This window comes from Acidobacteriota bacterium (genome assembly GCA_019347945.1).
Taxonomy (GTDB): domain Bacteria; phylum Acidobacteriota; class Thermoanaerobaculia; order Gp7-AA8; family JAHWKK01; genus JAHWKK01.
In genome coordinates this window covers 12,462-37,747 of the sequence record JAHWKK010000024.1, presented here as the reverse complement: position 1 = coordinate 37,747, position 25,286 = coordinate 12,462, and the positions used below count along the sequence as shown (strand labels likewise).

Sequence of the window (25,286 nt, the reverse complement as noted above, 5' to 3'; positions counted from 1 at the left end):
CTGGCAACTGGCCGCCGATCCTCAGTCCAGAAGCTCGTCGGCCCACAATTTCATCGTCTGTTCGACGACGTCGATCTGCCGCGCGAAGAAATGATCGGCACCGTCGACGACGATCAGCTCCGCGTCCGGCCACGACGACACCATCTCGCCGAGCTTTTCCGGATCGCCGAACTCGTCCTCCGAACCCTGAAGGATCAGCTTCCGCTTGTTGCAACCGTTCAGATAGGAAAGAGAGTACTTGTTGACCGGTGCGCCGATCATGAAAATGGCTGCAACTTCCGGCGCGTCGCACGCGTAGCGACTCGCGACCCACGATCCGAAGGAGAAACCACCTGCTATGAACGGGACGTTCGGGTGATGCTTTCTGATCCATCGCATTGCCGCTTCGAAATCGCGCTGCTCTCCCTCCCCCGAATCGTGACGGCCCTGGCTCGTCCCGACACCCCGGAAATTGAACCTCACCGTTGCGACTCCCGCGCTCTCGAGCCCTCGTGCGGCACGGAAAACGACCTTGTTGTGCAGCGTCCCCCCGTGAAGGGGATGCGGATGGCAGACGACCGCCGAAGCGCGCGCGTCGGGAATGTCCCGGTAGAGCGCCTCCAGCCTGCCTGCGTCGCTGAAAAGATCGACGTGTCTGAGTGGACGGGGGTTCATCGTTCTCCTTCTGTTGAAATCTCGATCATCAGGTCATCTCCCTCGAGCCGCGTAGCGTAGGAAGTCACTGCGAATCTTCCGCCGCTCGGCCTGTGCCTGCCCGTCTCGAGGTCGAAAGGCCAGAAATGCCAGGGACAGACCACTTCGCCATCGATCACATCGCCCTCGCTGAGGGATCCGCCCCGGTGCGGGCATTGGTCGTCGACCGCGAAAAAACCCTTCTCGGTCCGGAATAACGCAATTCGACGATCGGCCAGCGCAATGCACCGGCTCGTTCCGACCGGCATCGAAGTGGCGTTCAACACTCTGAACGATTCACCGCCATCACTCACCACGGAACTCCGGCTTGCGCTTTTCACGGAAGCCTTCCATCCCTTCACGTGCGTCGTCGGAGAGAAAAGCGCGGAGCTGGTTTTCGGTCTCGAGACGAATCTGCATCCGGAGATCGTTGCGGAATGCTTCGTAAACCGCCTGCTTGATGTCGCGAACGGGAATCGGAGGACCCTCTGCGATCGCTGTGGCGAGCTTCCTCGCTTCTTCCATCAGATCTGCGGCGGGGACGACCCTGTCGACCAGTCCGAGATCCATTGCTTCGGTCGGATCCACAATCCGTCCGGTCAGCATCAGCTCGAGCGCCCGGCTCGTGCCGATCAGCCGCGGCAGAAGCCAGGTTCCGCCCCAGTCGGGGTGCATGCCGATCCTGACGAAGGTCGAACCGAAACTGGACGCATCCGAGGCGATCCTGTAATCGCAGGCAAGCGCGAGATTGAGCCCGGCCCCCGCGGCGACACCGTTGACGGCAGCGATGAAGATCAGCGGCGAGTCCCGAATCGTCGTCACGACTTCCATGCCGGCGTTGAGCAGCCTGGTGAAGCCGACCACGTCGCGGCGCTCCTGGAGCTCGCTCATCGTGTCGACGTCACCTCCGGCGGAAAAACCCCGCCCCTCGCCGGTCAGGATGACGACTCGGATCTTCGACTTCCCCTCTTCCAGAGTTCGCAGCGCCTCGGCCAGATCCTGTCGCATCGAGCCAGTGAACGAGTTCAGCTTCCCCGGACGGTTGAGTGTGACGGTCGCAATGCCGCCGTCGATTTCGCTTCGAATGAATTCGGTCATGGATCAGAATTTTATCGCGGTCTATCGGGGAAGGTTCCACACTCGCGGAACTCTGGATGATACAGAGGTGAAGATTTCGTAGTTGATCGTACCCGCGAGTCCGGCGAGCTCTTCGGCAGTGATGACCGCGTCCCCCTGTCGTCCGAGGAGAACGACCTCGTCTCCCGTCGTGGCTCCCTCGATGTCGGTGACGTCAATGGTGATCAGATCCATCGAGACGCGACCGATCACCGGTGCGCTCTGGCCGTGGACGAGCACGCGCGACCGTCCGGAAAGCGCGCGGTGGTACCCGTCCGCGTAGCCGACCGGCAGCGTGGCGACGCGCGTCCTGCGCGAGGTCACGTATGCCTTGCCGTACCCGACCACTTCGCCCTCATCGAGCCATTTGACACGTGCGATTGCAGTGATCCAGCGCATCACCGGCAGAAGATCCATTTCGCGATTGTCATCCATCGGATTGCCGCCGTACAGCGCGATGCCGCAGCGCGCCCAGTCTCCATCGCGAACCAGTCCCGCCTCGGCTGCCGCGCTGTTGGCCGTATGATGCAGCGGAGCCTCGATTCCGAGCTTCGCCAGCTTCGCGACCATCTCGCCGAACCTCCGTTGCTGCTCCTCATTCAAGGGGTCCTCTGGTGTCGAAGCGTTCGAAAAATGCGTGTAGATCCCTTCGACGCGCACCGACTCCGTATCGAGAATCAGGGCAGCCGCGGGCTCCAGATCCTCGTCGACGAGACCCATCCTCCCCATACCCGAATCGAGCTTCAGATGGACTCCGACCGACTTCCCCAGACTCGAGGCTGCGCTTGCGACCGCATTGAGATTTTCGAGTCCGGTGATTCCGGGCGTGATGTCCCGGTCGACGGCCTCCCGGGTGCCATCGATTCCGATTGGCCCGAAGCATAGGATCGGAAGGCGGATTTCAGCCTCCCGCAGAATAATCGCTTCCTCGAGAATCGCAACGGCGAGCATCGCGACGCCTTCCCTCTCGGCGACACGGGCAGTCTCGATCGCCCCGTGACCGTAGGCGTTCGCCTTGACGACCACCACGAGTCTGGATCCGGGCGGAAGCCGGTTCCTCATCCTCGCGATGTTGTGAGACAGCGCGGACGCATCGAGCTCCACCCTCGTCGGGCGGAATCGCCGCGACGCGTCTTCCCTCAGTCTGACCATTCAGCGATCCCGGCCGTGAATCCCCGCCGGCTTCGTTCGGTCAGGGATCACCCTCTCACGTTGCGTACGAGTGTAATTGCACTCGCGAGGAACCGGCCATTCTGATTCTCGCCCTCCACGCGGATCACGTCACCGCGCTCGAGCGCGCTCACCGGATACATCTCGTTCTGATACTCGACTTGCACGCCTTCCCGGTACCAGATCGAGCTGTTCGCCCGATCGTCCCGCAGGTTGTTGATGTAGTTGACGTCGAGATCGATCCTCCGCTCGGCCGTGTCGACGGTCAGAACGGAGCCTTCGACGACAGACCCGTCACCGGGACCCGTCGAGCCGAGAATCTCCCCGAGGTCGATCCCACCGAGATCGAACCCACCGCCACAGGCGGCAACGAGCACTGCAATTCCGATCAATGACAGCAGATGTGGTTTTCTCATGATTGCCTCCCCCTCGGCACTCTCCGGAGCAAGCTTCGGGCCTCGCTCGCTATAATCGCCACCCGCATGGCATTCGACGAAATACCCCTGACCGTTTCCGGGTCGATCGACGATCAGCTCGGCTACCTCACCAAGGGCACGGTCGATGTAATCGAACGTCCCGAGCTCCGGAGAAAACTCGAGCGCAGCGGGCGTGAAGGAAAACCCCTGCTGATCAAGGCGGGCTTCGATCCGACCGCGCCCGACATCCACCTCGGACACACCGTCGTCATCCGTAAGATGCGCCAGTTTCAGCAACTCGGGCACCGTGTCGCCTTTCTCATCGGCGACTTCACCGGGATTATCGGCGACCCGTCCGGAAAGAAGTCGACCCGTCCGGAGCTGAGCCGGGACCAGATCCTCCGCAACGCCGAGACCTACCGGCGCCAGATTTTCAAACTTCTCGATCCCGAAAAGACCGAAATCGTTTTCAACTCGGAGTGGCTGATGAAACTGGGAGCGGACGGTATGGTCCGGCTCGCGGGGAAATATACGGTTGCACGGATCCTGGAGCGCGACGATTTCCGGAAGCGATACGAATCGCATCAGCCGATCTCGCTTCACGAGCTTCTCTATCCGATCGCACAGGGGTACGACAGCGTTGCGCTCGAGTGCGACGTCGAGCTCGGGGGCACGGACCAGCTTTTCAACCTTCTCGTCGGTCGCGACCTGATGAAAGAGTATGGACAGGAGCCCCAGATCGTCATGACGATGCCGCTGCTCGAAGGACTGGACGGCGTCGAGAAGATGTCGAAATCACTCGACAACTACATCGGTATCGACGAGGAGCCCGGGTCGATTTTCGGGAAGACGATGTCGATCTCCGATGAGCTCATGTGGAAATACCAGGAGCTCTGCACCGATGCGACACCCGCGAGTATCGAAAGCTTGCGCGCCGAGGTCGAGTCGGGAAAGCGACACCCGATGGAAGTCAAGAAGGCGCTCGCCCACTCGATCGTCCGCGACTTTCACGGTGAGGCCGCGGCGGATGCGGCACTCGCGGAATTCACGCGAGTCTTCAGCCGCGGCGAAAAACCGGAAGAGATCGAGGAATTCGTTCTCGACGGCTCCGACGAACCACTCTCCATCGCGAAAGTTCTCACCGCCTCGGGACTCGCTTCGAGCAACACCGACGCGAGACGGCTGATCGCTCAGGGGGGCGTCTCGATCGACGACGAGCGGTTCGACGACGTCCGCGGCACCATCGACGCCTCGCCGGGAAAATCCTACTCCTTCAAAGTCGGAAAAAGACGGTTCGGCATCATTCGGTTCGAGTAACCTTCTGCCTCGAGCCGGGCACCGCCACCCATCCGAAGGTCAGGGCCAGCGCGCTCGTCGCCACGACGATCATCAACGGCAGAAGATGCATCGTGAGCCTCGGCCAGGATGTCGCCACATGCCACGCGACCTCGTGAGGCGTCACCAGATATCCGCCGAGATAGAACGCCAGCTGAGCCGCTGCGAAGCACAAAATGCCGAGATCGCGGCCAGCCAATCGCCGCGCGAGGATGATCGCCGCCAGCACCGTGCCCCATTGCAGCGCGTGGGCTGGCGGAACGGCGGCGAGCGCGCTCAGGAGATCCCCGACATTCTCCGGCACCCTCGAAAATGGACTCCCGGCGCCGAGATCGGACTCCAGATCGAAAATCGCGCGAGGAATGATCCAGCACATCGCAATCGTGGCGGCGATGAGCGCTCTCCCCGCGAGCGCGCTCGAAAAGGCGCGCCTTCTCACGAGCAGCAGCGCCAGCGTGACGCTCACGACCGCGGCGATTCCCTCATTCTTCGTGAGAGCCGCAAAACCGAGCCAGAGCCAGGGAACGACGTTTTGATTCTCTCCATCGTTGTCGAAGATTGCGAGCACCGCTACGGTGAGAAAGCAGAGAAGAAGCCCGTCCGCGAGAGCCGGCGGCGTATCGAACAGCGCCCTCGTCAGCGCGAGCGTTCCCATCGAGACCAGAAGCGGACGACCGAGCCGGCGCTTCAGATGAGAACGAACGACCAGCAGAGCGGCAATCGCGACGACCGACACGATCAGAGCCAGGTGGCGATCCGACCAGCCCCCTCCCCACAAGGCGACCCACGCGTAAATCAGCGGAAGGAGCGGAGGGTAGTCGGGATGAGCAAACGCGAGCTCGGGATCGGAAAGCGCTCCGAAGTCGATCCCTCCGGCACTCGTGAACATCGCCCCTTTCAATCCCCATATCGCGGTGAAATCCCACTCCCACGGCGGCGCAGCCGTTACGTAGAGAAGCTGGCCGCCGATGAGAAACGCCGCACCGACGTCGAGGGCGATTGCGAGCGCCCGCTCGCTTCGCGTAGAGGTGCCGGTCTCCGCGCTATTCTCGGACGGGATCTCCGGAGGGATGAAGAGAGCGGCAATGACAGCGACGACAGCCGTCCCCGCGATCGTCGACCCGAGGGTCCAGGCCAGGCCGGCGAGCGAGAGGAGAAGCATCGCCATCCCGGCGAAGCCGAGCCCGGTCAGGATGCTTCCCGCAACGACCATCACCCAGCCTCGGGGACGAAACGCCCTGATCGCGACGGGAAGCCCGGCGAGCGCGGCTGCCGTGAGCGCGAGAGCGACGGCGGTCATCGGCTCGAATCCTCCGGGCGGTAGATCCTCCCTTCGCCGTGACTGAAGACGAGCCGGTACCCGGAAGGTCGCCACGACGTCTTCCACGTCGCGATTGCGTCGGCTCTCCCCGGCTCGCCTCCCGGGTCGGCCAGCGTCAGGTTGCGGTCGTGCAGCCGGTAGACCGCCCGCATTCGCGGCCACCCCTGATCCGACTCGGGATCCGCGACGAAGAGGAGGCGCTCTCCAGCCGCGGTCTCACTGAGCACAGATCCGAGGAACGGCTCGAGGTCCGGCGATCTCGTTTCGAGGTGGCGGTTCAGGGTCGCTTCGAGACGCAACCTGTCGAGACCCCATACGCCTGCAAAGAACGGCTGGATTCCGGTCAGTACGAGCAGAGCGAAGACGAGGGCACCGAGCCAGCCGTGCCAGGAGCGATGTTCGGACCTCACCCCGCCGCCGGCCGCCCGGCCTGCCAGCGCGACGGGACGAACAGCTCCTCGTAGAGGTTGATCGCGTACCGGTCGGTCATGCCGGCGATGAAGTCGATCGTCAGACGCTCGACGGTTTCGCCCTCTTCGACCTCGAGAAAACGTTCCGGATCATTGGTGACCGCTTCGAACAGAGCCTGCAGAAGACCCTGCGCCTTGATGAACTGCTCGCGGACGGTCGGCGTCAGATAGAGGTTCTCGAACATGTACTTCCTGAGCGTTTCCAGCGCTTCGTAAACTTCGGGAGACATGTCGATCGACTCGAGCTCCACGGCGAGCGACCGCGATACCACGTCGCGAACCATCCGGTCGATCCGTTCCGCCCCGGTATTGCCGAGCACCGAGCGGATTTCCTTCGGAATGTCTTCGGGTCCGAGGAGCCCGGCCCTGATCCCGTCGTCGATGTCGTGGTTGACGTAGGCGATGATGTCGGAGATCCGTACCACGTCCCCCTCGAGGGTCAGGGCTCGCGACTTCGGGCGGGAGCGGAGAAGCTCCCCATGCTGCCCTTTCGAATGTTTCAGGATCCCGTCGCGCACTTCAATCGTGAGGTTGAGCCCCGCGCCATCGTTCTCCAGCTTCTCGACCACCCGGACGCTCTGCCGGTAGTGATCGAATCCCCCGCGGATCAGTTTGTTGAGCGCAGCCTCGCCCGCATGGCCGAACGGCGAGTGACCGAGATCGTGGCCGAGTCCGATCGCCTCGGTGAGGGTCTCGTTGAGTCTCAGCGATCGGGCGATCGTCCTCGCGACCTGGGTCACCTCGAGTACATGAGTCAGCCGCGTCCGGTAGTGGTCCCCCTCCGGAGCGAGAAACACCTGGGTCTTGTGTTTGAGCCGGCGAAATGCCTTGCAGTGAACGATCCGGTCGCGATCCCTTGCATAAGAGGGACGGAAATCGTCGTTCGGCTCCTCGCGATCCCTTCCGCGAGTCTCCCGGCTCCGGGCCGCCCGGGGCGCCAGCGTTTCCGTCTCGATCTGCTCGAGCATCGTCCGGATGTCGGGGTAGTGGCGGGGATCTTCGATCACTGACCGCTCCGATGAGAGTTCATGACTCCAATCATAGAACGGAGCGAAACGGAGCAACGCCGTGGTAACCGCACGGATGGAATTCCACCGCTGGTTACGGAAAACCTGGCGAGTCCGCGGACTTTCCAAAAATGGCATCGATTTGGCTTAATAACATTGGTGATGAAAGACCAGATCCGCACCCGTCTCGGAATTGCCATCGGGATCCTCTCGATGTGCATCGCGCTGCCGGCCATCGGAGCCACGCCGGAACAGATCGAGGAAGAGCTCGCGAGCTCTCCCCTGATCATCGACGAGCTCCAGGTCGTGGAAGTCGAAGGAATCACGATCGTACGAGGGCGGGCCGCCGAAGAGAGTGTGATTGAAGCTGCGCTGGCGTTCGTACGGGCGCGGTCGGAACGTCCCGTGATCTCGGCGATTGAGATCGTCGAGAAGGTCGATGACGCCACGATCGAAAGGCGAGTCGAGCGCGCCCTCCATCTCAACGAGAATCTCGAGAATGCCTCCATCTCGGTCGCGGCGGTCGACGGAGTCGTCGAGCTGACCGGCACGGTCGAAAATGAGCTTCAGATCCTCGCAGCAGAGGACACGGCTGGAACGGTCAGAGAAGTGCTCAGTATCCGGAACCTTCTGCGGCTGAGGTCGTGAGCTCAGCGGCGCGTGCGCGCCGCAACGCGGAATTCGTCATTCTCGAACTCCTCGGGTCCAGTGACCACTCTGGCATAGATCGCGGTGAGGAAAATCTCGTAGTTGCGAAAGGTGAGTCCGGCCTCGAATCCGAGCCCCGCATCGACGCTCCAGTCCCCGATCGCAGTGAACACGTCGGAATCGAAACCGAGATTGCCGGTCCCGACGTAGCCGATCCCATAGAGGTCATTCCAGGAAAGCCTCCACGTGTCGTAATCACGGTCTCTGAAAATCGGGAAGAAATACTCGTTGCTCCAGTGGATCTCGTCGCTGCCGCGCATCCCGTCGTCGACTCCCTTGAGGGCATCGCGTCCGCCGAGCCTGAAGTACTCGTAGCGCGGAACGCTGAATTTCTCGACTTCCCTGTGATCTTCGCGCCCCGCGACCTCGTCCTTGACCAGAACCGACCCGACGTGGACACGGGAGATCAGAAATGTCTCGCCGAAGTCGTATCGCTTGAGCGCTTCGGCCTCGACTTTGGTGTAGGTGTAATCTCCGCCGATGGTATCGAGGCCCTGGGTGATCGCGCCCGCAAAACCGAGCCGGTCCGGACCGATCTCGCGGTAGGCGGTCAGGACGGGAGTGATTCTGCCGCGCGTCTCACCCGCGATCGAGTTCAGTCGCTCGTCGAAAGGGGTTCCGCGCTGATAGCCGATCTTCAGGTAGACGTTGTTCTGATCGTGATCGACATTGGTCACGTCGCCAAAAGAGAGCGAGTCGCCCTGCAGCAGGAAGACCCAGCGTCGGTTGTACTCTCGCGGCACATCGAAGAGCAGCAGCGTCCCCCGAACCCGGTCGAAATCGTCACTTCCCGAGTCGATCGAATCGAACTCGATCGTGTCGAACACGCCGATCTTGTAGGCGAAGTTCCGCGCGTAGTACTTGTAGCGAAGAAAGGTCGAGACGTCCCCATCGACGAAGTTGTAATTGACCTGCCCTTCGAAGAGCACGTTCTTGATGAGCTTGCGCACCCGGATGTCGAATTCCCCCTCGGGGAGGTAGAGATTGAGGTCGGGAAAGGCATCCCCCCGTTCGTCCCCCTCGGCCCCCCGGTCAGTCCCGGTCTGCGCGGACAGAGGAACCGCGACCGTGAAGAGGGTGAAAAGGGAGATGGCGAGCATCCGCAGCGCTGCAGATATCGCCCTGGATGTTCGCAAACGGGGGCCTCCCTATGCTAGATTAGCGTCTGGAACCGACTGGGATCCGAATGTGGCACGTCGCTTGTACCGCGATCCTTCGCGATGCACCGGCGATTATACCCATTCCAGATTCTCGCGGTGTGTTAGTGAGGAGGAGAGAGATGTTGGGTCCACGCAAGAAATCACTTCTGTTGTTTGCAGCCGTCATTCTCGCAGCTCCGATGTTGAGCGCGCAGATGACCATCACCTATGACGACCAGGTTTCTCTGGTCCATCCGACCGCAACCGGCGAGCTCGGACTTTTCACCACGATCGCCGGGACTACGCTCGAGCAGGGAGACTGGTCGTTCAGCATCTATTGGAACAACTATGACTATCTCGCCGCCCCTCCACTCGATTCGATGATCATTCCGAGTCGGCGATCCTTCCGGGAGATGGACATCGAAGAGGACGTGGTCAGTCTGTCGTTCGGATATGGTCTCACGGATCGCTGGGAGATCGCGTTCTCGCTGCCGTATCACATCATCGAGAACAACGCGGGAGATCTTTCGGGTTTCGTCAACGGTTTCCCGTACGCGGGCAAATTCGATGACAACGGCCTCGGAAAGCTTCACGTAGGAACCAAGATCGCTCTCCTCGATCCCGACACCAGCGATTCGAACCTCGCCCTTTCGATCTTCGCCGATCTTCCGACAGGCGACGATGACAGCGGCATCGCCACCGACGGTGTCGATTACGGGCTCGGTCTTCACTGGAATCGCGGGATGTGGTTCGTCGGAGGGCAGTACGAGATCACGGCCGATCGAGATCTCGACGCCGCTCTTACGAACGTAGGACTGGTGAGCGACGTCGACGTCGCGGACGAGCTTCGCGTCAACGTCGGTCTGAACACACCTTTGAACTTCTGGGAAACGACGAACTGGATCAACGAGATCAACACGATTCTCTACACCGGAGGCGACGACATCGGATCGCCCGACGACATCGTCTACTGGGTCACCGGCCTTCGCCACTGGTTCGGTGACAGCGGCTGGGCGCTCAACGCGGGGCTCAGGACGAACCTGACCATGCTTGGAAGCGACAACGGGAGCTGCCCGATCGGCGGCCTTCTCGGGCTTTCATTCGCCCCGATGTATCTGACACCGCCACCGCCGCCACCGGCCATTGTTCCGCCGCCGCCGCCGCCGCGACCCAGGGTCGTTCCTCCGCCGCCACCCGTCGTCGAGCCACAGGAACCGGTCGAACTGCGAGTGGACGAGATTCACTTCGAGCCGGGTTCGGCCCGAGTCACCAACATTGCCAAGGCGATCCTCGACGACGTTGCCCTCCGGATGAGGCAGGAACCGGCCGCAACCGCAATCGTGATCGGCTATACCGACAATCGTGAGGACACCGGTCCGAACCGTGACCTGGCCCGCCGTCGCGCCGAAGCAGCACGCGACTACCTGGTCAGCCGCCACGGCATCGACCCGTCGCGCATCACGATCGAAGCACGCGGTACCAGCGACCCGGTCGGCGACAACTCGACCGAGCAGGGACGTCAGCAAAACCGCCGCGTCGTGATCAGGCTGATCGTGCCGTAAGCCACGAACAATCGAATCAACAAAAAGCCCCCGCTGCAAACAGCGGGGGCTTTTTTCGTGCCCGCACACCATTGGGATATCCTTCGGCTCCGCACGAGCCCCTGACGGATTGACCCGTCGGAAATCACGAACATCGAGGAGGTCGGCCCTGATGGAGAGCCATCGAGGGGGAAGGATCGAGATCATTACCGGCGGTATGTTCTCCGGAAAATCGGAGGAATTGATCCGCCGGCTTCGGCGCGCGCTCATCGCCCGCCAGAAAGTCCAGGTCTTCAAGCCCCTGATCGACGACCGGTTCAGCCTCGAGGAAGTGGTGTCACGGGATGAGCGCCGCCTCAAGGCAGCCCCCGTGGCGAGCTCCGAGGAGCTTCGTGGCCGCATCGAGCTCGGAGTGCAGGTCGTTGGAGTCGACGAAGTCCAGTTCTTCGACCAGGGGATCATCGATGTTGCCATGGAGCTCGCCGACGCCGGAATCCGGGTGATTGCAGCCGGGCTCGACCAGGACTACCTTCGCCGTCCCTTCGGGCCGATGGCCGGGCTCCTCTCGGTCGCCGAGCTCGTCACGAAAGTCCACGCCGTTTGCGTCCGGTGCGGCGGTGTGGCGCACTACTCCCAGCGGATTGCGGGAGGAGAATCCCAGGTCGAGGTCGGAGACAGCTCCTACGAACCTAGATGCAGGGTCTGCTACGAGCGATATGTGCCGAAAAACGAGCCCGAGCCGGTCCAGTTGAAGTTCGGCCCCCGCCCAGAGAAGCAAAAGAGCTAGAGCGGTCCGATCGGTGCTCATCCCCTACCCAAACCGCCGGGGTTGGGGTGGCACCTGGCTCCACGAGGTTCGTCAGTCGGCTCCTGGAAATCCCGCGGCGAGACGGTCATGGTCCCGGCGTGCTTCCTTGTAGATCTTCGCAAACTGGCCGAGGTCCTTGGTCGCAACGGTCAGGTTCACCTGGTAGAGAAACGCAGCGTTCCCGTCCATCGTACGGAGCGAGTCGCCCACGAGAACGGCAAAGCCGCGTCGGCGATCGACCGAGTTCATAGAAAGGAGGGCGGCTACCCGTTCGTCGGGGGGCTGAGCGAGGTTGGGAGGATTGATCAGGATCAGCTCGGGGAACTCCTGCAGATAGTAGTCCCTCGCCTGTGAGAGATCTTCGAGATGAAATGGGTCGAAACCGATCGCGCGGGCGGCGGAGGCGATTGCATCGCTCGCCACCCCGGCGACCAGAGCGCGATCGCCTCCGCCACCCTGAATGATTCCCTGAGCTTCAGCCGGGAGGCGTGTTTCCCCGGTGGGAGTCGCGGCCCCTCTCGCGGGAGTCGCCCTCATCGTCTCGGGCCTGGCGGGATCGAGCTTTCTACGGTCGATCTCGACCTTGGTCTTGCAGAGGGGGCAGGGAAATGCCACCTCTTTCATCGGCAATTTGTTCTCGTCGATCGAGAGAGGTTTCTCGCACGCCCCACACGTGATCTTCACCATCGTTCTACTCCAGCATCGAGAGCATCGATCCGCTGTCTGACTCGTCCGAGCTCTTCCCCTTTTTCGGTGCGTTCGATGGCTCATCGGTCAACCGCAGAGCCAGATTCGTCGGATTGGTTGCGTATACCAGAGCCGTGTCCTTGTCGATCACTCCATTGTTCCAGAGTTTTTCGAGCTCGTCGTCGAACGTCTGCATACCGTCGACGCTTCCGTCGTGCATTGCATCGGTCAGCGAGCGCCCTTCGCTTTCGCCCTTCATGACGTAGTCGCGCGTCCGCATGGTCGACTTCAGAATCTCCAGAACGGCGACGCGCCCCCCTCCGATCTTCGGAATCAGTCGCTGCGAAACGACGTAGCGGAACGATTGCGAGAACCGGGTCCTGACCTGCTGTTCTTCATCCTTCGGGAACACGCCGATGATTCGATCGATCGTCTTCGATGCATCGATCGTATGGAGGGTCGAGAGAACGAGATGCCCCGTTTCGGCCGCTTCCATCGCGATCTCGATCGTCTCGACGTCGCGCATCTCTCCGATGAGAATCACTTTCGGAGCCTGGCGGAGAGCCGCGCGGAGCGCCAGCGCGAAGGTTTTCGTGTCTGCGCCGACCTCACGCTGATTCACCGTCGATTTCTGATGGCGGTGCATGTACTCGATCGGATCCTCGATCGTGACGATGTGGTATGCGTGCTCCTGGTTGATCTGATTGATGATCGCGGCCAGGGTGGTCGACTTGCCCGAACCGGTCGGCCCGGTCACCAGCACGATTCCGTTCTTCAATTTGGAAACGTTGAGCAGCTCCTTTGGAAGGCCGAGCTGTTCGAGACTCGGGATTCCCTCCGGGATGGCCCGCAGAACGATCGCGTAACTTCCCCGCTGCGAGAAGATATTCACGCGAAAGCGCGTCTTGCCGGAGATCGAGTAGGAAAGGTCGGTCGACCCGCTGTCGACCAGCGTCCTGATGAGCTCGCGGTCGCTCCGCAACATGTGAAAAGCGATCGTCTCGGTCTGGAAGGGAGTCAGACGCGGCAGGCCCGGAAAGTTGACCGGAACCAGCTTGCCGTCGACCTCGACCTGAGGCGGTCTTCCGACCGAGAAATTGAGGTCCGAGACCCGGTCAGAGACCTTCAGCATCGCTTCGAGAATCGCATCGAGATTGAAATTTTTCATCGTGCCGTTCCTGTGCGGCCGCCATTGTATCCGAACGTCATTTTCATGTTCGGCGAAGTGCGGCGATCCTCCCCCGCGCTACAATCCGGGCATGCCGACCCTTGGTGTGGACTGGGGTGCGAAGCGAGTCGGAATCGCGCTCAGCTCCTCCGACATGCTCGCAACTCCACTCGGAATCCTCCCCAACGCCGGCGATCTGGTGGCCACGCTGATCGAGATCGGCGAGCGCGAATCGGTCGACCGGTTCGTCGTCGGGATCCCCCGCGTGATCGCCGAGACTCCCGAGACCCGGCGAATTACGAGGATGGTGGACGAGCTGCGGCAACGGTCCTGCAAGGAGGTCCTCGTCTGGGACGAGTCGTACTCGACGGTCGAGGCCGAATCCCGTCGCAGGTCGAGAGGGGCGTCGCACCGGAAAAAACGGCACCTGGACGACGAGGCGGCTGCGATCATGCTTCAGGCATGGCTCGATGAAAAGGGAGGGTCGGATCGCTAAGAAGAAAGCCAGAAGTGGTTGCTCACGCATTTTCAGGCTGGGCCTCACTCTGTTCATCGCACTCGCGATCTTCGCAATCGCAGGTGGGATCTTCATTCAACGTGCGCTGACCACTCCGTGGAAGGGGTGGGAAGGCGATCGCACGATCGTCGAGATCGAAAAGGGGTCGTCCACCCGAGCCGCGCTCGCCCGGCTGGAGACCGAGGGGCTGCTGCGCGATCATTTCGTTCCGCTGATCTACATGACTGTCGTCCGACCGAATGCATCAATCAAGGCTGGCCGGTACGCTTTCACCGAACCCGCGACGCCTCTCGCCGTGGTCGACAAACTCGTACGAGGCGATACCCTGCTCGATTCGATCACCATCCGCGAGGGCCTCGACCGCTACGCCATCGCCGAGATCATGGAGAACGCAGGTTTTGGAACGCGAGACGAGTGGATTGCGGCAACCGACGATCCAACCGCCATCCGGGACCTCGCCCCCGAGGCTGAATCGCTCGAAGGCTACCTCTTTCCGGACACCTACAATCTCGATCCCGGGACCTCCGTCGCTACCATCGTCGGTCTCATGATCGACAACTTCCGATCTCAGTTCGGCCAGGAGCTCGCCTTCATCTCGACAGATCTCTCGGTTCACGAGACCGTGACCCTGGCGTCGATCGTCGAGCTGGAGGCACGCCTCCCCGAAGAGCGATCTCTCATCGCGGGGGTCTATTACAACCGGATCAACCGGGGGATGCGCCTGCAGGCCGACCCGTCCGTGATCTATGCGCTCAAGCTCGATCAGCGCTGGGACGGCAATATTCGAAAACCCGATCTGTCGATGGACTCGCCGTACAACACCTATCGGACAGCGGGCCTCCCCCCCGGACCAATAGGTAATCCCGGACTCGCCAGTCTCACCGCAGCCGCCCACCCGGAAGAGACCGAGTATTACTACTTCGTCTCGAGAAATGACGGATCCCACGTCTTTTCGAAGACTCTCGACGAGCACAACCGGAATGTGCAGGTGTATCAGCGCGACTACTGGCGGGATCGCCGACTCGCCGAAAGCGAGAGCGAGACGACGACCTCGACCCGGTGAGCATCTGGCGCCAGCCCGCTCGATGATGTAATTTGGTATGTTGTCGAGGCTCGCGGAGCACCGCGGAGAACCGGGGGAGGTGGGATGGCTTCACCAGACAAGCCTTACGCGAGGTACGGTCCCTACATCCTTCTGAGGATGCTGGAGGAGTCGGTTTGGACTCAGACCTGGCGCGCCGGCCGTCTGGTCAACCAGAACCTCGAAGAGAACGTCACGCTTCTCCGCTTCAATCACGGCGACCTCGAGGGTCTCGCTCACGCGATGAAGGCAACGCAGCCTCCGGCAGGGGAAGTCGCCGAAGCGGCGGTCGCCGGGGGCCAGCGCTACGACGTCATCGGTTTCGATCCGGTCATCACCTGGAATTACACCGGAGGTCGCTCCCTCCGTCATCTTCTCAGGATCGCCGGCGGCGATCAGAGCAACCATCCGAATCCGATTCCGATCGACCAGGCCCTCGCCATCGCGGAGCGTCTGGCGCAGGCGCTCGAGGCTTCCTCCCGCAAAGGAACACGCCATGGCGCCCTGCTTCCTTCTTTCGTCTGGATGGACGACGATGGCGGCCTCCACATCGTGGGGCACGGCCTTCACGCCGGCATCCTCGGCTCGCTTGCCGATCCTCTGATCCGGGATTCCATCGGCGGTTTCTTCGCGCCGGAGCTCGTCGAGTCGGGCGAACCGACCCCCTCCTCCGAGGTTTATGCCGTGGGAGCCATCCTCCTGACGATGCTCACCGGAAAAGACCCCGCCCCCGTAGCGGTCGAGACGCTCGGCTCGACGATGACGGCTAACGGCGAGGCGATTCCGGAAGACGTGCGCGAAATTCTCGAACGGAGTCTGGCGACGACCCCGTCGGACCGCTACGGCTCGCCCGAGCAGCTGAAGAAGGCGATCGGCAAATTGACCCACGGTGGGGCCTATGCACCGACGACGTTCAATCTGGCGTTCTACTTCCACAGTGTCTTCCGGGAAGAGCTCGACAGGGAGGCCGCTGAGCTCGAGAGGGAGAAGGGCCTCGACCCGAAGCTGGTACCACCTTTCAAAGCGACGACACCCCGACCATTACCCGGCGCCTCCAGAAAAACCGGAGACGAAGTTCGCGGGCCGTTCGCCGCTCACGCCGACGCGGCAGAAAACGCGAGCAAAGGACGCAGGACCGCGCTCGTCGCCGTCGCACTGCTCGCACTACTCCTCGCCGCAGGGGCCGCGGGCTGGTACTTCGTGGCCGGCCCGGGTGCCACCACGAAAGAGTCCCCTGCGACCGAAAGTGTCCCTGCCATCGCCGAAGCCACACCTCCGGAGCCCTCCGAAGACATCGGCCTAGTTGCAATCACAGATACCGGTCCGACGCCGTCGGAAATCGAACAGACCGACACGGCCGAGCCGGAGCCGACCGACACGGTCGAGGAGGAGCGGGAAGCAATGATCCGCGCGGAGATCGAGCGGCGTGTTCAGGCGGAGCTGGATGAGTACCAGCGCGAGCTCGACCGGCAGCTCGCGTCCGACCGTGCCGCACTCGCGGCGGAGCGTGCGCGGCTGGCGGAGCAGAATCAGCCCGAACCGAGCGCGCCGCGGCAGGCTCAGCCGCAAACCCCGGAAGAGAATCCGCCCGCAACCGGGACCGCCGAAAGGGAGCTCCGCCCGTCACCAGCCGAGGAGCTCGACCGCGCCACGCCTGAATCTTCCCGGCAGCAGCCCCCGGCGACAACGACCGCCCCCGCCACCACGACGACCGCGACGACCACTGCCCCGCCCCCGGCCCGCGAGACCGCGCCGGTCCAGCCCCCGCCCGAGCCTGCGGTCCAGGAGGGGGACCTCGTCGGATTCAATGAGCTCGACACGAAGCCGACCTTCGCGCGACGGGCACGGACCGAGTACCCCGCCATCGCACGGCGTCAGAAGATCGAGGAAACCATTCTCGTCAGTGTCCTGATCTCCGAGACGGGGAAAGTTCTCGAAACGAAGATCGTCAAGGGTGAAAGCCGGCGCCTCGGGTTCGACGGGTCGGCCATCCGGGCCCTCGAAGGTTCCACGTTCAATCCCGGCATCAAGGATGGCAAGCGGGTCCGGACCTGGTGGGTCGTACCCGTCAGCTTCCGACTCAGCAATTAGCTGGCCTCGGCATCCTCACGCGGCTCGCTGCGGCGATCCGCGATCGTCTCACGAAGGAATGTCACCAGCGCCCGCTCCTGAACCGACAGCTTCGTCATCGCCACGACCCTTCGACGCGATGGCAATCGCATCCCCTCGAACGACCGCCCCTCGGAAAATTCGACCAGCAGTCGCGGGCAGATGTAGGACGAGCGGCAGACCGCGGGCGTGTTGCCGAGAATCTCGGCGGTCGATTTCACCGCCTGAGTGATCTGCCGTTTTCGTTTGCTTTCGGTCTCAGCCGGCTCGATCATCGCGAGAACCGTCGACGCGACCAGCGTTCCTGCCCACGTACGAAAATCCTTGGCCGAGAAGTCGGGGCCCGCGACCTGCTGGATGTAGTCGTTCACGTGCCGGCCTTTCAGATCGTAAACGTTCCCGTCCCGCTCGTATTTGAAGACCTCGCCGCCGGCCACCGACATCATCTCTTCGATCAGTCTGGCGAGCTTCGGATCGCGAACTCCTCGCTGCTGTGTTTTTTTCCACTTGCCGGTGAACTCGAAGTGGACCTCATCCCCCTCGATCCTCACGTGCTCGGGCCGAAAGGTGGTCAGCCCGAATGTCTCGTCCTCCCGGGCGCTTCTCTCGTTGCCGACTCGAAAGAACGCCTGATCCAGCAGCCGCACCGAGCCCGCCACGACGCGATCCCAGGAAAGCCCTTCTCCACCAAGATCCTTCGATACCCGGCGGCGGAGCCGGGGGAGCGTCTCGGCAAACTCCACGATCCGGACGAATTTCTCCATTTCACGCTGCTGGCGATACGCCTCGCGATACAGATACTGCGTCCTGCCGCGGGCATCGGTCCCGACGGCCTGCAGATCCGCGTCCTCCTCCGGGGCAATGCGGACGTTCTTCCAGGCTGGCGGAATGACCAGAGCGTCGATCCGCTCGATGTGGCTCCGCCCGACGGACCTGCCGTCCGGCCATTCGTAACGGAAGCCACTCTTCTTCGATCCACGACGGCGGATGCCCTTCGTCTCGAGAATCTCCCTCCCTTCGCTCCACATCTTCATCACGAAGGCCAACTGCGAGAACAGTGCTAGGAAGCAGGATTCAGGGGTCAGGATCCAGGCGTCAGGATTCAGGAGCCAGGATGCAGGAGCCAGGATGCAGGAGCCAGGATGCAGGAGCCAGGATTCTAGGATTGTAGGATTTAGGATTTAGGACAGGAGCAGCGGGTCGTGGAACGGGGAAATTATCCGATTCACCTCTTCACTCTTCACTCTTCTTCACACCCCCTGGATCCTGAATCCTGTTTCCTGATTCCTGCTTCTCCCAGCGTCTCGCTAAGAGTCTCGGCAACGTTCCGCCAGTCGTGGTGCTCGACGGCAATCGAGCGGAGATCGCGGCTGTAGTGGCGGCTGCACTCGAGGGCGAGCGGAAGCTGGGACGCGATCGAGCCGACGACGCGCGATGGTTCCGGGTCGATCTGCATCCTTTTCCAGCCATCGTCGCCAATGAGCTCCCGGGTCGCGTCGATGCTCGCCTTCATCCCTCCGAAGTAGGTACCGAGGGGGAAAATCCCCGAGGCCATCGCCTCGAGGAAAACGAGCGGTCCGGCTTCCTTCACGAGCGAGGGGAAAATGGCTACGTCCGCGCATCCGAAGAGGTACCGGAGCTCGGCATGCGTGAGATAGCCACCAAAAATGATTCGTTCGGGCAAGAGATGCTCGCGACACGCGTCCCACCACTCCTCGAGCCTTCCCTCCTCCTCGAGGCTTCGCAGGTATGACGCGATCTCGTGAAATGTGAGATCGCCTCCGGAACCTTCGGGATGCTCTTCGAACCGCCGGCCCATCTCGACGATCGAACCGAAAAGGTCGCGCCTCCCCTGATGCATCGCGAGGACCATCGCTTCGAGCGGCTCGCGCAGCGGACCGTGACCGATCAGGATGAGCCGCAAACCGGGATGGTCCCGAAAAACGAAAGGGAGTGCGGCGATCACGTTCTGCGGCCCCTTCGCCGCGATGAGCCGTCCGACGAAGAGGGCGACTTCGTCCCTTGTCCAGTCTATCGACTCGAGCCGGGCCTCGATGTCTTCGTCGGGCTTCTTGAGCTCGTAAGTCGCGATCGCAGACGCGGACCGCGCGATCTCCTCGGCGCTCGTCGCGGAAGCGACCGCGTGGCGCATCCTCTCCGCTGCGTCGGCGGGCCGGCCCCGCACAACCGTCTGAAGTCCCTCGTAGAGCCGTCGAATCGACGCCTTTCGTTCCGACGGCTCTACCGGCTCGAATTTCGACGTATCGACGCCGAGAGGCAGACGGGTGAGTTTTTCCTCGAGCCCCTCGACATTTCCGAGCAGCTCGAGAACCCGCCCCTGCATCTCGTCCCCGATGACGAAGACACGTGAGGCGGCCGCGAACGCGCTTTCCGCGTAGCGCTTCATTCGGGGATCGGGTCTCACGGCATACTCGAGCCCCGAGCCGTGCGGCATGATCGCGAAGGGAACACCGGTCTCGCCGCTCACCCGTTCCGCCACGACGGACATCATCACAGCGTGGTTCGCATGCATTGCCGAGATTTTGTGCTCGCGCACGACGCGTCTCAGCACCTCGACATTCGTTTCGACGTACTTCTCGATCTCGTATGTCTCGAGCTCGACGAGCGGAATCACGCGGTCGAATTCTTCGTATCGATCGCGGACATACACGGGGAGGAGGTCGCCGAGCACAGGCTTGTGAAGGACACATCCCCCCTCGCCCGCGGGAGCTTCGTGAAACGTCTCGACCGAACCGTCGGGACGATAGCGGATCGCCTTCCGGATGAACGGATAGATCTCGGGGTGGTTCTCCTGCGCCAGGAGATGCACGGTCCTTCCCTGCCGAACGAGCGCTTCGATGACCGATCTCGTCCAGAGATTGCTGCCCGATCCCTCGAGCAGATAGCCATGAAGAATACAGATCACGAGGACCTCCGCGTTTCTCGCTCAACAAGTTCCCTGCCATGGCAAGCCGGCTCGTCCGCAAAAAGGGATAATCCACGACCGTGAAAGCCGAAACCGGTCACGATCGTTTCCTCCGTTTAGCCGGAGCCGCGGAACGATGGGTCTATCGGGCGAGCGTGCTCGTGACTCTCGTCGCGTTCTTCGCCGTCATCGCTCATTTCTTTCTGCTGGACCGTTTTCCGCTCTTCCGAACGATCTGGTACGCGCTCCCCCGACCGGTGCTCGCACTCCTGATGATGATTCTCGCGGCGTGGTGGATCGGTCAGAACCGCATTTCTCTCGGGATCGCGTGCGGGCTCGCCTCGGTGATGTTCGCCGTCCTCTGGTTTCGGTCGGATTTCATCAGAACGGACCTGCCTGAATGCGGGGCGGAAGAGAGCCTGAGAGTCGTCTTCTGGAACGTCGCACGTCCCGGATCGCCAACGGAAATCACGCCGCGCGTCGCCGAGATCCTCGCGGCGAGACCGGACATCATCGGAATCGTGGAGGGTACGACGCAAGTGGGGACGAACCGCCGGCGGTCGTACAACGAGGCGGTGCGGCTCGGGGAAACCTTCCGGGCGACGTGGAGGGATCTGCTCCCGGGATGGGAGATCCGCGTGCTTCCGGAGGGGATGATCGTCGCCGCTAAGCACCCGATCCGCCTCATCGGGTGGAACGAGATCGCGGAAAAGACGCAGTTCGCCGCTGTGCACGTCGCCACTTCACGAGGAGTGGTCCGGGTGCTGCTCGCCGACGTCGACGCGAACCCTCTGCTGTCGAGAGCGCCTGTGATCGATTCACTCCTCGCAGAGGCGAAAGCGCCGGATGAACCGGTCGTGATCATGGGTGACTTCAATCTGCCGCGCGACTCGGTGCTGTTCGACCGCTTCGAAGATGCCGGCTTGGAGCATGCCTTCGACGTGGCCGGTACCGGGAACCGTTCGACCTGGCCTGTGCCGGTGCCGGTGATGGCGCTCGATCACGTCTGGATACGAGGCCTCGAGCCGTGCCGGACCCGGCTCGAATCGTCGCAAATCTCGGATCACAAGCGGATCGTGGTCGATCTGCGCTGATGCTTCACTCGTAGCGGAGAGCCTCGATCGGGTCGAGCTTCGAGGCCTTTGCGGCCGGATAGATGCCGAAGATGATCCCGAGAGCCGCACAGAAGCCGAAGGCGAGCGCCATCGCCCAGATCGGTGTATGGACCGCCGGAAAGTCGATTTTGTTTGCGAGGAATATCTGAACGGCGCGGGCCAGGAGCATCCCCGCCGCGATTCCGAGGACGCCGCCAATACCGGAGAGCGTGATCGCCTCGATCAGGAACTGCATCAGGACGTCCGAGCGACGCGCTCCGATGGCCTTCCGGATCCCGATCTCCCGAGTTCGCTCGGTGACCGAGACGAGCATGATGTTCATGATGCCGATCCCCCCGACGATGAGGGCGATACCGACGACCGCCCCCATGACGACCGAAGTCGTGGTCAGGACGCTCGAGACGGTCTTGAGAATCTCTTCCTGGAGGATGATCCGGAAGTCGTCGGGGTCGTCCTCGTCGAGCTGATGGCGCGCACGCAGAATCCCTCGTATCTGATCCTTCGCGAGATCGATCTGATCGGAGCTTCGGGCCTGGAAGTCAAGCCGGATCGACCTCATCCGTTCGGTCCCGTAGACCGAGCTCGCCGTGGTGAAGGGAATCAGAACGATGTCGTCCTGATCCTGTCCGAATGTTCTCCCCTTCTCCTCCATGAGCCCGATCACGGTGAAATTGGTTCCGCTGATCTGGATCGTCTCACCGATCGGATCGGCCGCGATCCCGAGCTTATCCGCGACCTGAGTGCCGATGAGAGCCACCCGCTTGTTGCCCTCCACGTCGATGATCGAAAAGAACCGTCCGCGTTCGACCCAGTGATTCACGACGTCCTGGTAGGACTCGCTGACGCCGAGAAGCTGGCTCGGATGCCGGACGTCACGACGCTTGAGCTCGACACCGGTGAAGAAAATCGGGGTGAACTCCCGGATCTCCGATGCGCCCCGCACGACGGCGAGCCCGTCCTCGTAGGTGAGATCGGGCTGGCGCAGGCCCATCGCATTCCGGTTCTCGCCGGCATCCGGGACGACGAGGATGTAAGTCGCGCCAACACCCTCCAGCTCGCTCGAGATGTTGTACTCCATCCCCTGGACCAGTGAGACGACGGCGATCACCGAGGCAACGCCAATGATGATCCCGAGGGTGGTCAGGAATGAGCGGAGCTTGTTCGCCCAGAGCGATACCAGCGCGATTCTGAGATTCTCGCCGAACACGGCTCAGCCCTGGCTCTCGACCTTCCCGTCCCGGATTCGAATCACGCGTTTCGCTTCCTGTGCGACGTCATCTTCGTGCGTGACCAGGATGATCGAGTTGCCGGCCTCGTGGAGATCCCTGAAGAGATCGAGGATCTCCCGGCCGGTCTTCGAGTCGAGGTTACCGGTCGGCTCGTCGGCGAGCAGGAGCGAGGGCTTATTGACCAGAGCGCGTGCGACGGCGACACGCTGGCGTTGCCCCCCCGAAAGCTCGTTCGGCTGATGATTGACACGATCCTCGAGCCCGACCCGCCGAAGTGCTTCCATCGCGCGCTCGTGGCGCTCGGCTTTCGAGACCTTGGAGTAGATCAGGGGCAGCTCGACATTCGCGAGTGCCGAAGTTCTCGAGAGGAGATTGAAGGTCTGGAACACGAATCCGATCTTCCGGTTGCGAATCTCCGCAAGCTGGTCGTCCGTCATGCTCTGCACCGGAACTCCGTCCAGATGATAGGAGCCCTCGGTCGGGGTATCGAGGCAGCCGACGAGGTTCATGAACGTCGATTTCCCCGACCCGGATGGTCCCATGACCGCAACATACTCCCCGTGCCCGATCTCGACGTCCACGCCGTTGAGCGCGTAGATTTTCTGCGGCCCGAGATCATAGACGCGCGTAACGCCCCGCATCGATATCAGCTCGCTCACGCGTCCTCGCTTTCGCCGTCGTCCTCGTCGGAGCTCTCGGCAGTCACGACGACACGATCACCCGATCGGAGCGTACGCAGAGTCCGGAAGGGTCCGGTCACCACCAGATCTCCCTGATCGATTCCCGAAACGATCTGGACGTGAGTGGCATCGCTGATTCCGGTCTCGACCTCTTTGAGCTCGATCACGCCATCGACGACGACGGGCACCATCGAGATCCGCTCGTCGGTCGGCGATCCGCTGGCGATCGGTTCCCCAGCGGGCCCTCGTTCCACCACGCTCTGCACCGGAATCCGGATCGAACCGCTCACGCTGTTGGTCACGATCTCGACGTTTGCCGTCATTCCCGGCCGGAGGCGGTCGTCCTGCTCGTTCAGCAGCACTTTGACGTTGAAGAAGCGGAGTCCGGCGCCGGCGGCGGCGGAAGCTTCGGCCGAGCTTCCGATCTCGGCGACCTGCCCTTCGTAGGTATGGTCGCGAATCGCATCGACCTCGACGCGGGCGCGCTGTCCGAGGCTGACCTCGACGACTTCCGTCTCGGAGACGAGGGCCTCGACGAGAATATCGGAGAGATCGGCGATCGTGGCGATCACCGACCCGGGATTGTTCATGGTTCCCGTGACGACGACCTCTCCCTCCCGTGCATTCAGCGAAACGACACGGCCGGAGATGGGGGCGACGAGCGTGGTCCGGTTCAGGTCGTCCTGCGCTGAATCGAGTGCGGCCTGCGCCTGCCGGACCCCTTCATTCGCCGAAGCCACCGCCGCTGCCGCATTCTCGTAGTCGAGTCGCGCTCGCTCGTACGCCTCCTCGGTGAGCACACCCTCCTTGTGAAGTTGCCGGGCCCTGTCGAGCTCGAGCTTCCTCTGGTCGAGGTTGACCTGTGCCCGCCGTACCTCGATCTGCGCGTTTCGGAGCTGGGCGGAGGTGCGGTCGCGAACCGCCTCGATCGCGACCCTCTCGAGCTCGACCAGCTTCTGCCCCTTCTCGACCCAGTCCCCCTCGTTGAAGTAGAGCTTCTCGATCTTCCCGATGACGTGGGCGCTGATGTTCAGCTTCACCTTCGGGTCGATGGCGCCCGTCGCGGAGACGACCGATTCGATCTCACCCGTTTCGGCGGTCGTCGCGTAGACCTTCTCACCATGCTCGCGATCGCCCATCAGGCTCGCGATCACGATAACGGCCAGCAGTGCGAGCCCGCCGATGACCGCGATGACTTTCGGTTTTTTCCTGCGCGGACCGGACTCTCCTGGAGGGGCAGTAACACTCATCACATGAATTTCTGCTGAAGGATGACCAGCCCGACTCCGATGGCCGCCGCGATGAGATAGAGCAGCACGACGAATACTCCCACTTTGGCTTTGGAGAAACGGTTGATGACCGACAGCCCGATCACCAGCAGGACGATCGTCCAGATGTTGAAGATCTCGAACCACGAGAGCGCGGAGCTGAGAACCGGAGAGGTGATCGGATCGACGAAGGCGCCGGGATGCGATTTCAGGATCGTCCCCATGAGTCGCATGTCGACCGAGCTTCTCGGAATCATCAGAGCCATCAGGACCAGCGATTTGATCAGCTGCGGCATCCAGCTGTAGAGAGTCACCGAGAAGGTCTGCATGAACGACGTGCTCCCCCCTGCGGCTCTCATCGAGCCCCAGAGGATCAGACTGACGATCGCCAGAACGGCCGGCACGGAGAAGAGGACGATCAATATGTTCTGTCCGCCGCTGGCGCGCTCCAGCATCTGGTCCAGCTGCGCCCGCCGCTGCTCCTCCGTCATCCCGATCCGATCGGCCATCCGGTCGGTCAGGTCCTCGAAATACGGTCCCATGTCGATTTTGGGCTGGACGAGGAAGTTGAACAGCAGCGCGATACCGATGAGCAGCAGCAGCGGAATCAGCCAGTCGGGCTTCTGCCGGACGCTCTCGAACGTCGCCTCCGGCTCGTACAGCACCGTTCCGACGCGGGCCGCATCGGCCACCGGTGTCGAGCGGGGTTGAATATCGTCCTCGACCGCCCCACCTGCATCGGCGTCGGGTCGAGAAACGGACTCGTTCTCACGGATTTTCGGGTCATCCGAATTCATGGGGTG

General features: G+C 62.2%; 25 protein-coding genes. 8 read left to right on the top strand and 17 right to left on the bottom strand.

Going from position 1 to position 25,286, the window contains the following annotated elements; genetic code table 11:
• Positions 1–21 precede the first annotated feature (21 nt).
• Genes KY459_13690 through KY459_13670 form a run of 5 tightly spaced genes read right to left on the bottom strand, consistent with a single transcriptional unit; the run spans position 22 to position 3,374 of the window.
• Entirely contained in the window at positions 22–654 is a 633-nt protein-coding gene (locus tag KY459_13690; GenBank protein MBW3565767.1) for an alpha/beta fold hydrolase, read from the bottom strand.
• Entirely contained in the window at positions 651–941 is a 291-nt protein-coding gene (locus KY459_13685) for a Rieske 2Fe-2S domain-containing protein (GenBank protein ID MBW3565766.1), read from the bottom strand. Before KY459_13685 ends, KY459_13690 begins: the two co-directional genes overlap by 4 nt.
• A 37-nt stretch (positions 942–978) precedes the next feature.
• A complete protein-coding gene (locus KY459_13680; protein MBW3565765.1) occupies positions 979–1,770 on the bottom strand; it encodes an enoyl-CoA hydratase/isomerase family protein in 792 nt (263 codons plus the stop codon).
• A 21-nt stretch (positions 1,771–1,791) separates the two neighbouring features.
• Complete coding sequence (gene alr, locus KY459_13675; GenBank protein MBW3565764.1) at positions 1,792–2,940, bottom strand: alanine racemase; 1,149 nt, start codon at positions 2,938–2,940, stop codon at positions 1,792–1,794.
• 47 nt (positions 2,941–2,987) lie between these two features.
• A complete protein-coding gene (locus KY459_13670; protein ID MBW3565763.1) occupies positions 2,988–3,374 on the bottom strand; it encodes a hypothetical protein in 387 nt (128 codons plus the stop codon).
• A gap of 66 nt (positions 3,375–3,440) precedes the next feature.
• Between KY459_13670 and tyrS the strand changes: the two genes are divergently transcribed.
• Positions 3,441–4,691: a tyrosine--tRNA ligase gene (gene tyrS, locus KY459_13665; GenBank protein ID MBW3565762.1), complete on the top strand. Its 1,251-nt coding sequence runs from the start codon at positions 3,441–3,443 to the stop codon at positions 4,689–4,691.
• On the opposite strand, the gene KY459_13660 is transcribed toward tyrS, so the two are convergent.
• The 3 genes from KY459_13660 to KY459_13650 are packed head-to-tail and all read right to left on the bottom strand — an operon-like array spanning position 4,675 to position 7,468.
• Positions 4,675–6,009 carry a hypothetical protein gene (locus KY459_13660; GenBank protein MBW3565761.1) on the bottom strand — a complete coding sequence of 445 codons (1,335 nt, stop codon included), beginning with the start codon at positions 6,007–6,009 and terminating at the stop codon, positions 4,675–4,677. The two genes, tyrS and KY459_13660, sit on opposite strands and share 17 nt — an antisense overlap.
• Positions 6,006–6,440, bottom strand: coding sequence for a hypothetical protein (locus KY459_13655; protein MBW3565760.1), 435 nt, complete (start codon positions 6,438–6,440; stop codon positions 6,006–6,008). The genes KY459_13660 and KY459_13655 overlap by 4 nt, the downstream gene beginning before the upstream one ends.
• Positions 6,437–7,468: a deoxyguanosinetriphosphate triphosphohydrolase gene (locus KY459_13650; protein ID MBW3565759.1), complete on the bottom strand. Its 1,032-nt coding sequence runs from the start codon at positions 7,466–7,468 to the stop codon at positions 6,437–6,439. The genes KY459_13655 and KY459_13650 overlap by 4 nt, the downstream gene beginning before the upstream one ends.
• A 201-nt stretch (positions 7,469–7,669) precedes the next feature.
• Between KY459_13650 and KY459_13645 the strand changes: the two genes are divergently transcribed.
• Positions 7,670–8,155, top strand: a complete 486-nt coding sequence (locus KY459_13645) for a BON domain-containing protein (protein ID MBW3565758.1) — start codon at positions 7,670–7,672, stop codon at positions 8,153–8,155.
• A 2-nt stretch (positions 8,156–8,157) separates the two neighbouring features.
• Here the strand turns inward: KY459_13645 and KY459_13640 are convergent, their stop codons facing one another.
• Positions 8,158–9,351 (bottom strand): hypothetical protein, encoded by a 1,194-nt coding sequence (locus KY459_13640; GenBank protein MBW3565757.1) that lies wholly within the window; start codon positions 9,349–9,351, stop codon positions 8,158–8,160.
• Between the two features lie 146 nt (positions 9,352–9,497).
• Here KY459_13640 and KY459_13635 point away from each other — a divergent pair, with 146 nt between their 5' ends.
• Both KY459_13635 and KY459_13630 read left to right on the top strand, forming a co-directional pair.
• Entirely contained in the window at positions 9,498–10,916 is a 1,419-nt protein-coding gene (locus KY459_13635) for an OmpA family protein (GenBank protein ID MBW3565756.1), read from the top strand.
• A 151-nt stretch (positions 10,917–11,067) separates the two neighbouring features.
• A complete protein-coding gene (locus tag KY459_13630) occupies positions 11,068–11,682 on the top strand; it encodes a thymidine kinase (GenBank protein ID MBW3565755.1) in 615 nt (204 codons plus the stop codon).
• 72 nt (positions 11,683–11,754) lie between these two features.
• Here KY459_13630 and KY459_13625 read toward each other — a convergent pair whose 3' ends face one another.
• On the bottom strand, positions 11,755–12,390 hold the full coding sequence (locus KY459_13625) for a hypothetical protein (protein MBW3565754.1): 636 nt from the start codon (positions 12,388–12,390) through the stop codon (positions 11,755–11,757).
• Between the two features lie 4 nt (positions 12,391–12,394).
• Complete coding sequence (locus tag KY459_13620) at positions 12,395–13,558, bottom strand: PilT/PilU family type 4a pilus ATPase (GenBank protein ID MBW3565753.1); 1,164 nt, start codon at positions 13,556–13,558, stop codon at positions 12,395–12,397.
• A 91-nt stretch (positions 13,559–13,649) separates the two neighbouring features.
• Between KY459_13620 and ruvX the strand changes: the two genes are divergently transcribed.
• The 3 genes from ruvX to KY459_13605 all read left to right on the top strand — a co-directional run bounded on the left by ruvX (position 13,650) and on the right by KY459_13605 (position 17,247).
• Positions 13,650–14,054, top strand: coding sequence for a Holliday junction resolvase RuvX (gene ruvX, locus KY459_13615; GenBank protein ID MBW3565752.1), 405 nt, complete (start codon positions 13,650–13,652; stop codon positions 14,052–14,054).
• On the top strand, positions 14,029–15,138 hold the full coding sequence (gene mltG / locus KY459_13610) for an endolytic transglycosylase MltG (protein ID MBW3565751.1): 1,110 nt from the start codon (positions 14,029–14,031) through the stop codon (positions 15,136–15,138). The genes ruvX and mltG overlap by 26 nt, the downstream gene beginning before the upstream one ends.
• Before the next feature lie 84 nt (positions 15,139–15,222).
• Positions 15,223–17,247 carry a TonB family protein gene (locus KY459_13605; protein ID MBW3565750.1) on the top strand — a complete coding sequence of 675 codons (2,025 nt, stop codon included), beginning with the start codon at positions 15,223–15,225 and terminating at the stop codon, positions 17,245–17,247.
• On the opposite strand, the gene KY459_13600 is transcribed toward KY459_13605, so the two are convergent.
• Both KY459_13600 and KY459_13595 read right to left on the bottom strand, forming a co-directional pair.
• Complete coding sequence (locus tag KY459_13600; GenBank protein ID MBW3565749.1) at positions 17,244–18,299, bottom strand: DNA topoisomerase IB; 1,056 nt, start codon at positions 18,297–18,299, stop codon at positions 17,244–17,246. The genes KY459_13605 and KY459_13600 overlap by 4 nt on opposite strands.
• Positions 18,300–18,505: 206 nt before the next feature.
• Positions 18,506–20,191, bottom strand: a complete 1,686-nt coding sequence (locus tag KY459_13595; GenBank protein ID MBW3565748.1) for a glycosyltransferase — start codon at positions 20,189–20,191, stop codon at positions 18,506–18,508.
• An 80-nt stretch (positions 20,192–20,271) separates the two neighbouring features.
• On the opposite strand from KY459_13595, the gene KY459_13590 reads away from it, so the two are divergent.
• Complete coding sequence (locus tag KY459_13590) at positions 20,272–21,285, top strand: endonuclease/exonuclease/phosphatase family protein (protein MBW3565747.1); 1,014 nt, start codon at positions 20,272–20,274, stop codon at positions 21,283–21,285.
• A gap of 4 nt (positions 21,286–21,289) precedes the next feature.
• Here KY459_13590 and KY459_13585 read toward each other — a convergent pair whose 3' ends face one another.
• From KY459_13585 to KY459_13570, 4 genes are read right to left on the bottom strand one after another with little or no spacing between them, the layout of a single operon-like run.
• Positions 21,290–22,513, bottom strand: coding sequence for an ABC transporter permease (locus tag KY459_13585; protein MBW3565746.1), 1,224 nt, complete (start codon positions 22,511–22,513; stop codon positions 21,290–21,292).
• Positions 22,514–22,516: 3 nt separating this feature from the next.
• On the bottom strand, positions 22,517–23,176 hold the full coding sequence (locus KY459_13580; GenBank protein MBW3565745.1) for an ABC transporter ATP-binding protein: 660 nt from the start codon (positions 23,174–23,176) through the stop codon (positions 22,517–22,519).
• Positions 23,177–23,190: 14 nt separating this feature from the next.
• Complete coding sequence (locus KY459_13575; GenBank protein ID MBW3565744.1) at positions 23,191–24,465, bottom strand: efflux RND transporter periplasmic adaptor subunit; 1,275 nt, start codon at positions 24,463–24,465, stop codon at positions 23,191–23,193.
• Positions 24,465–25,280 (bottom strand): YIP1 family protein, encoded by an 816-nt coding sequence (locus KY459_13570; protein MBW3565743.1) that lies wholly within the window; start codon positions 25,278–25,280, stop codon positions 24,465–24,467. The genes KY459_13575 and KY459_13570 overlap by 1 nt, the downstream gene beginning before the upstream one ends.
• Positions 25,281–25,286 lie beyond the last annotated feature (6 nt).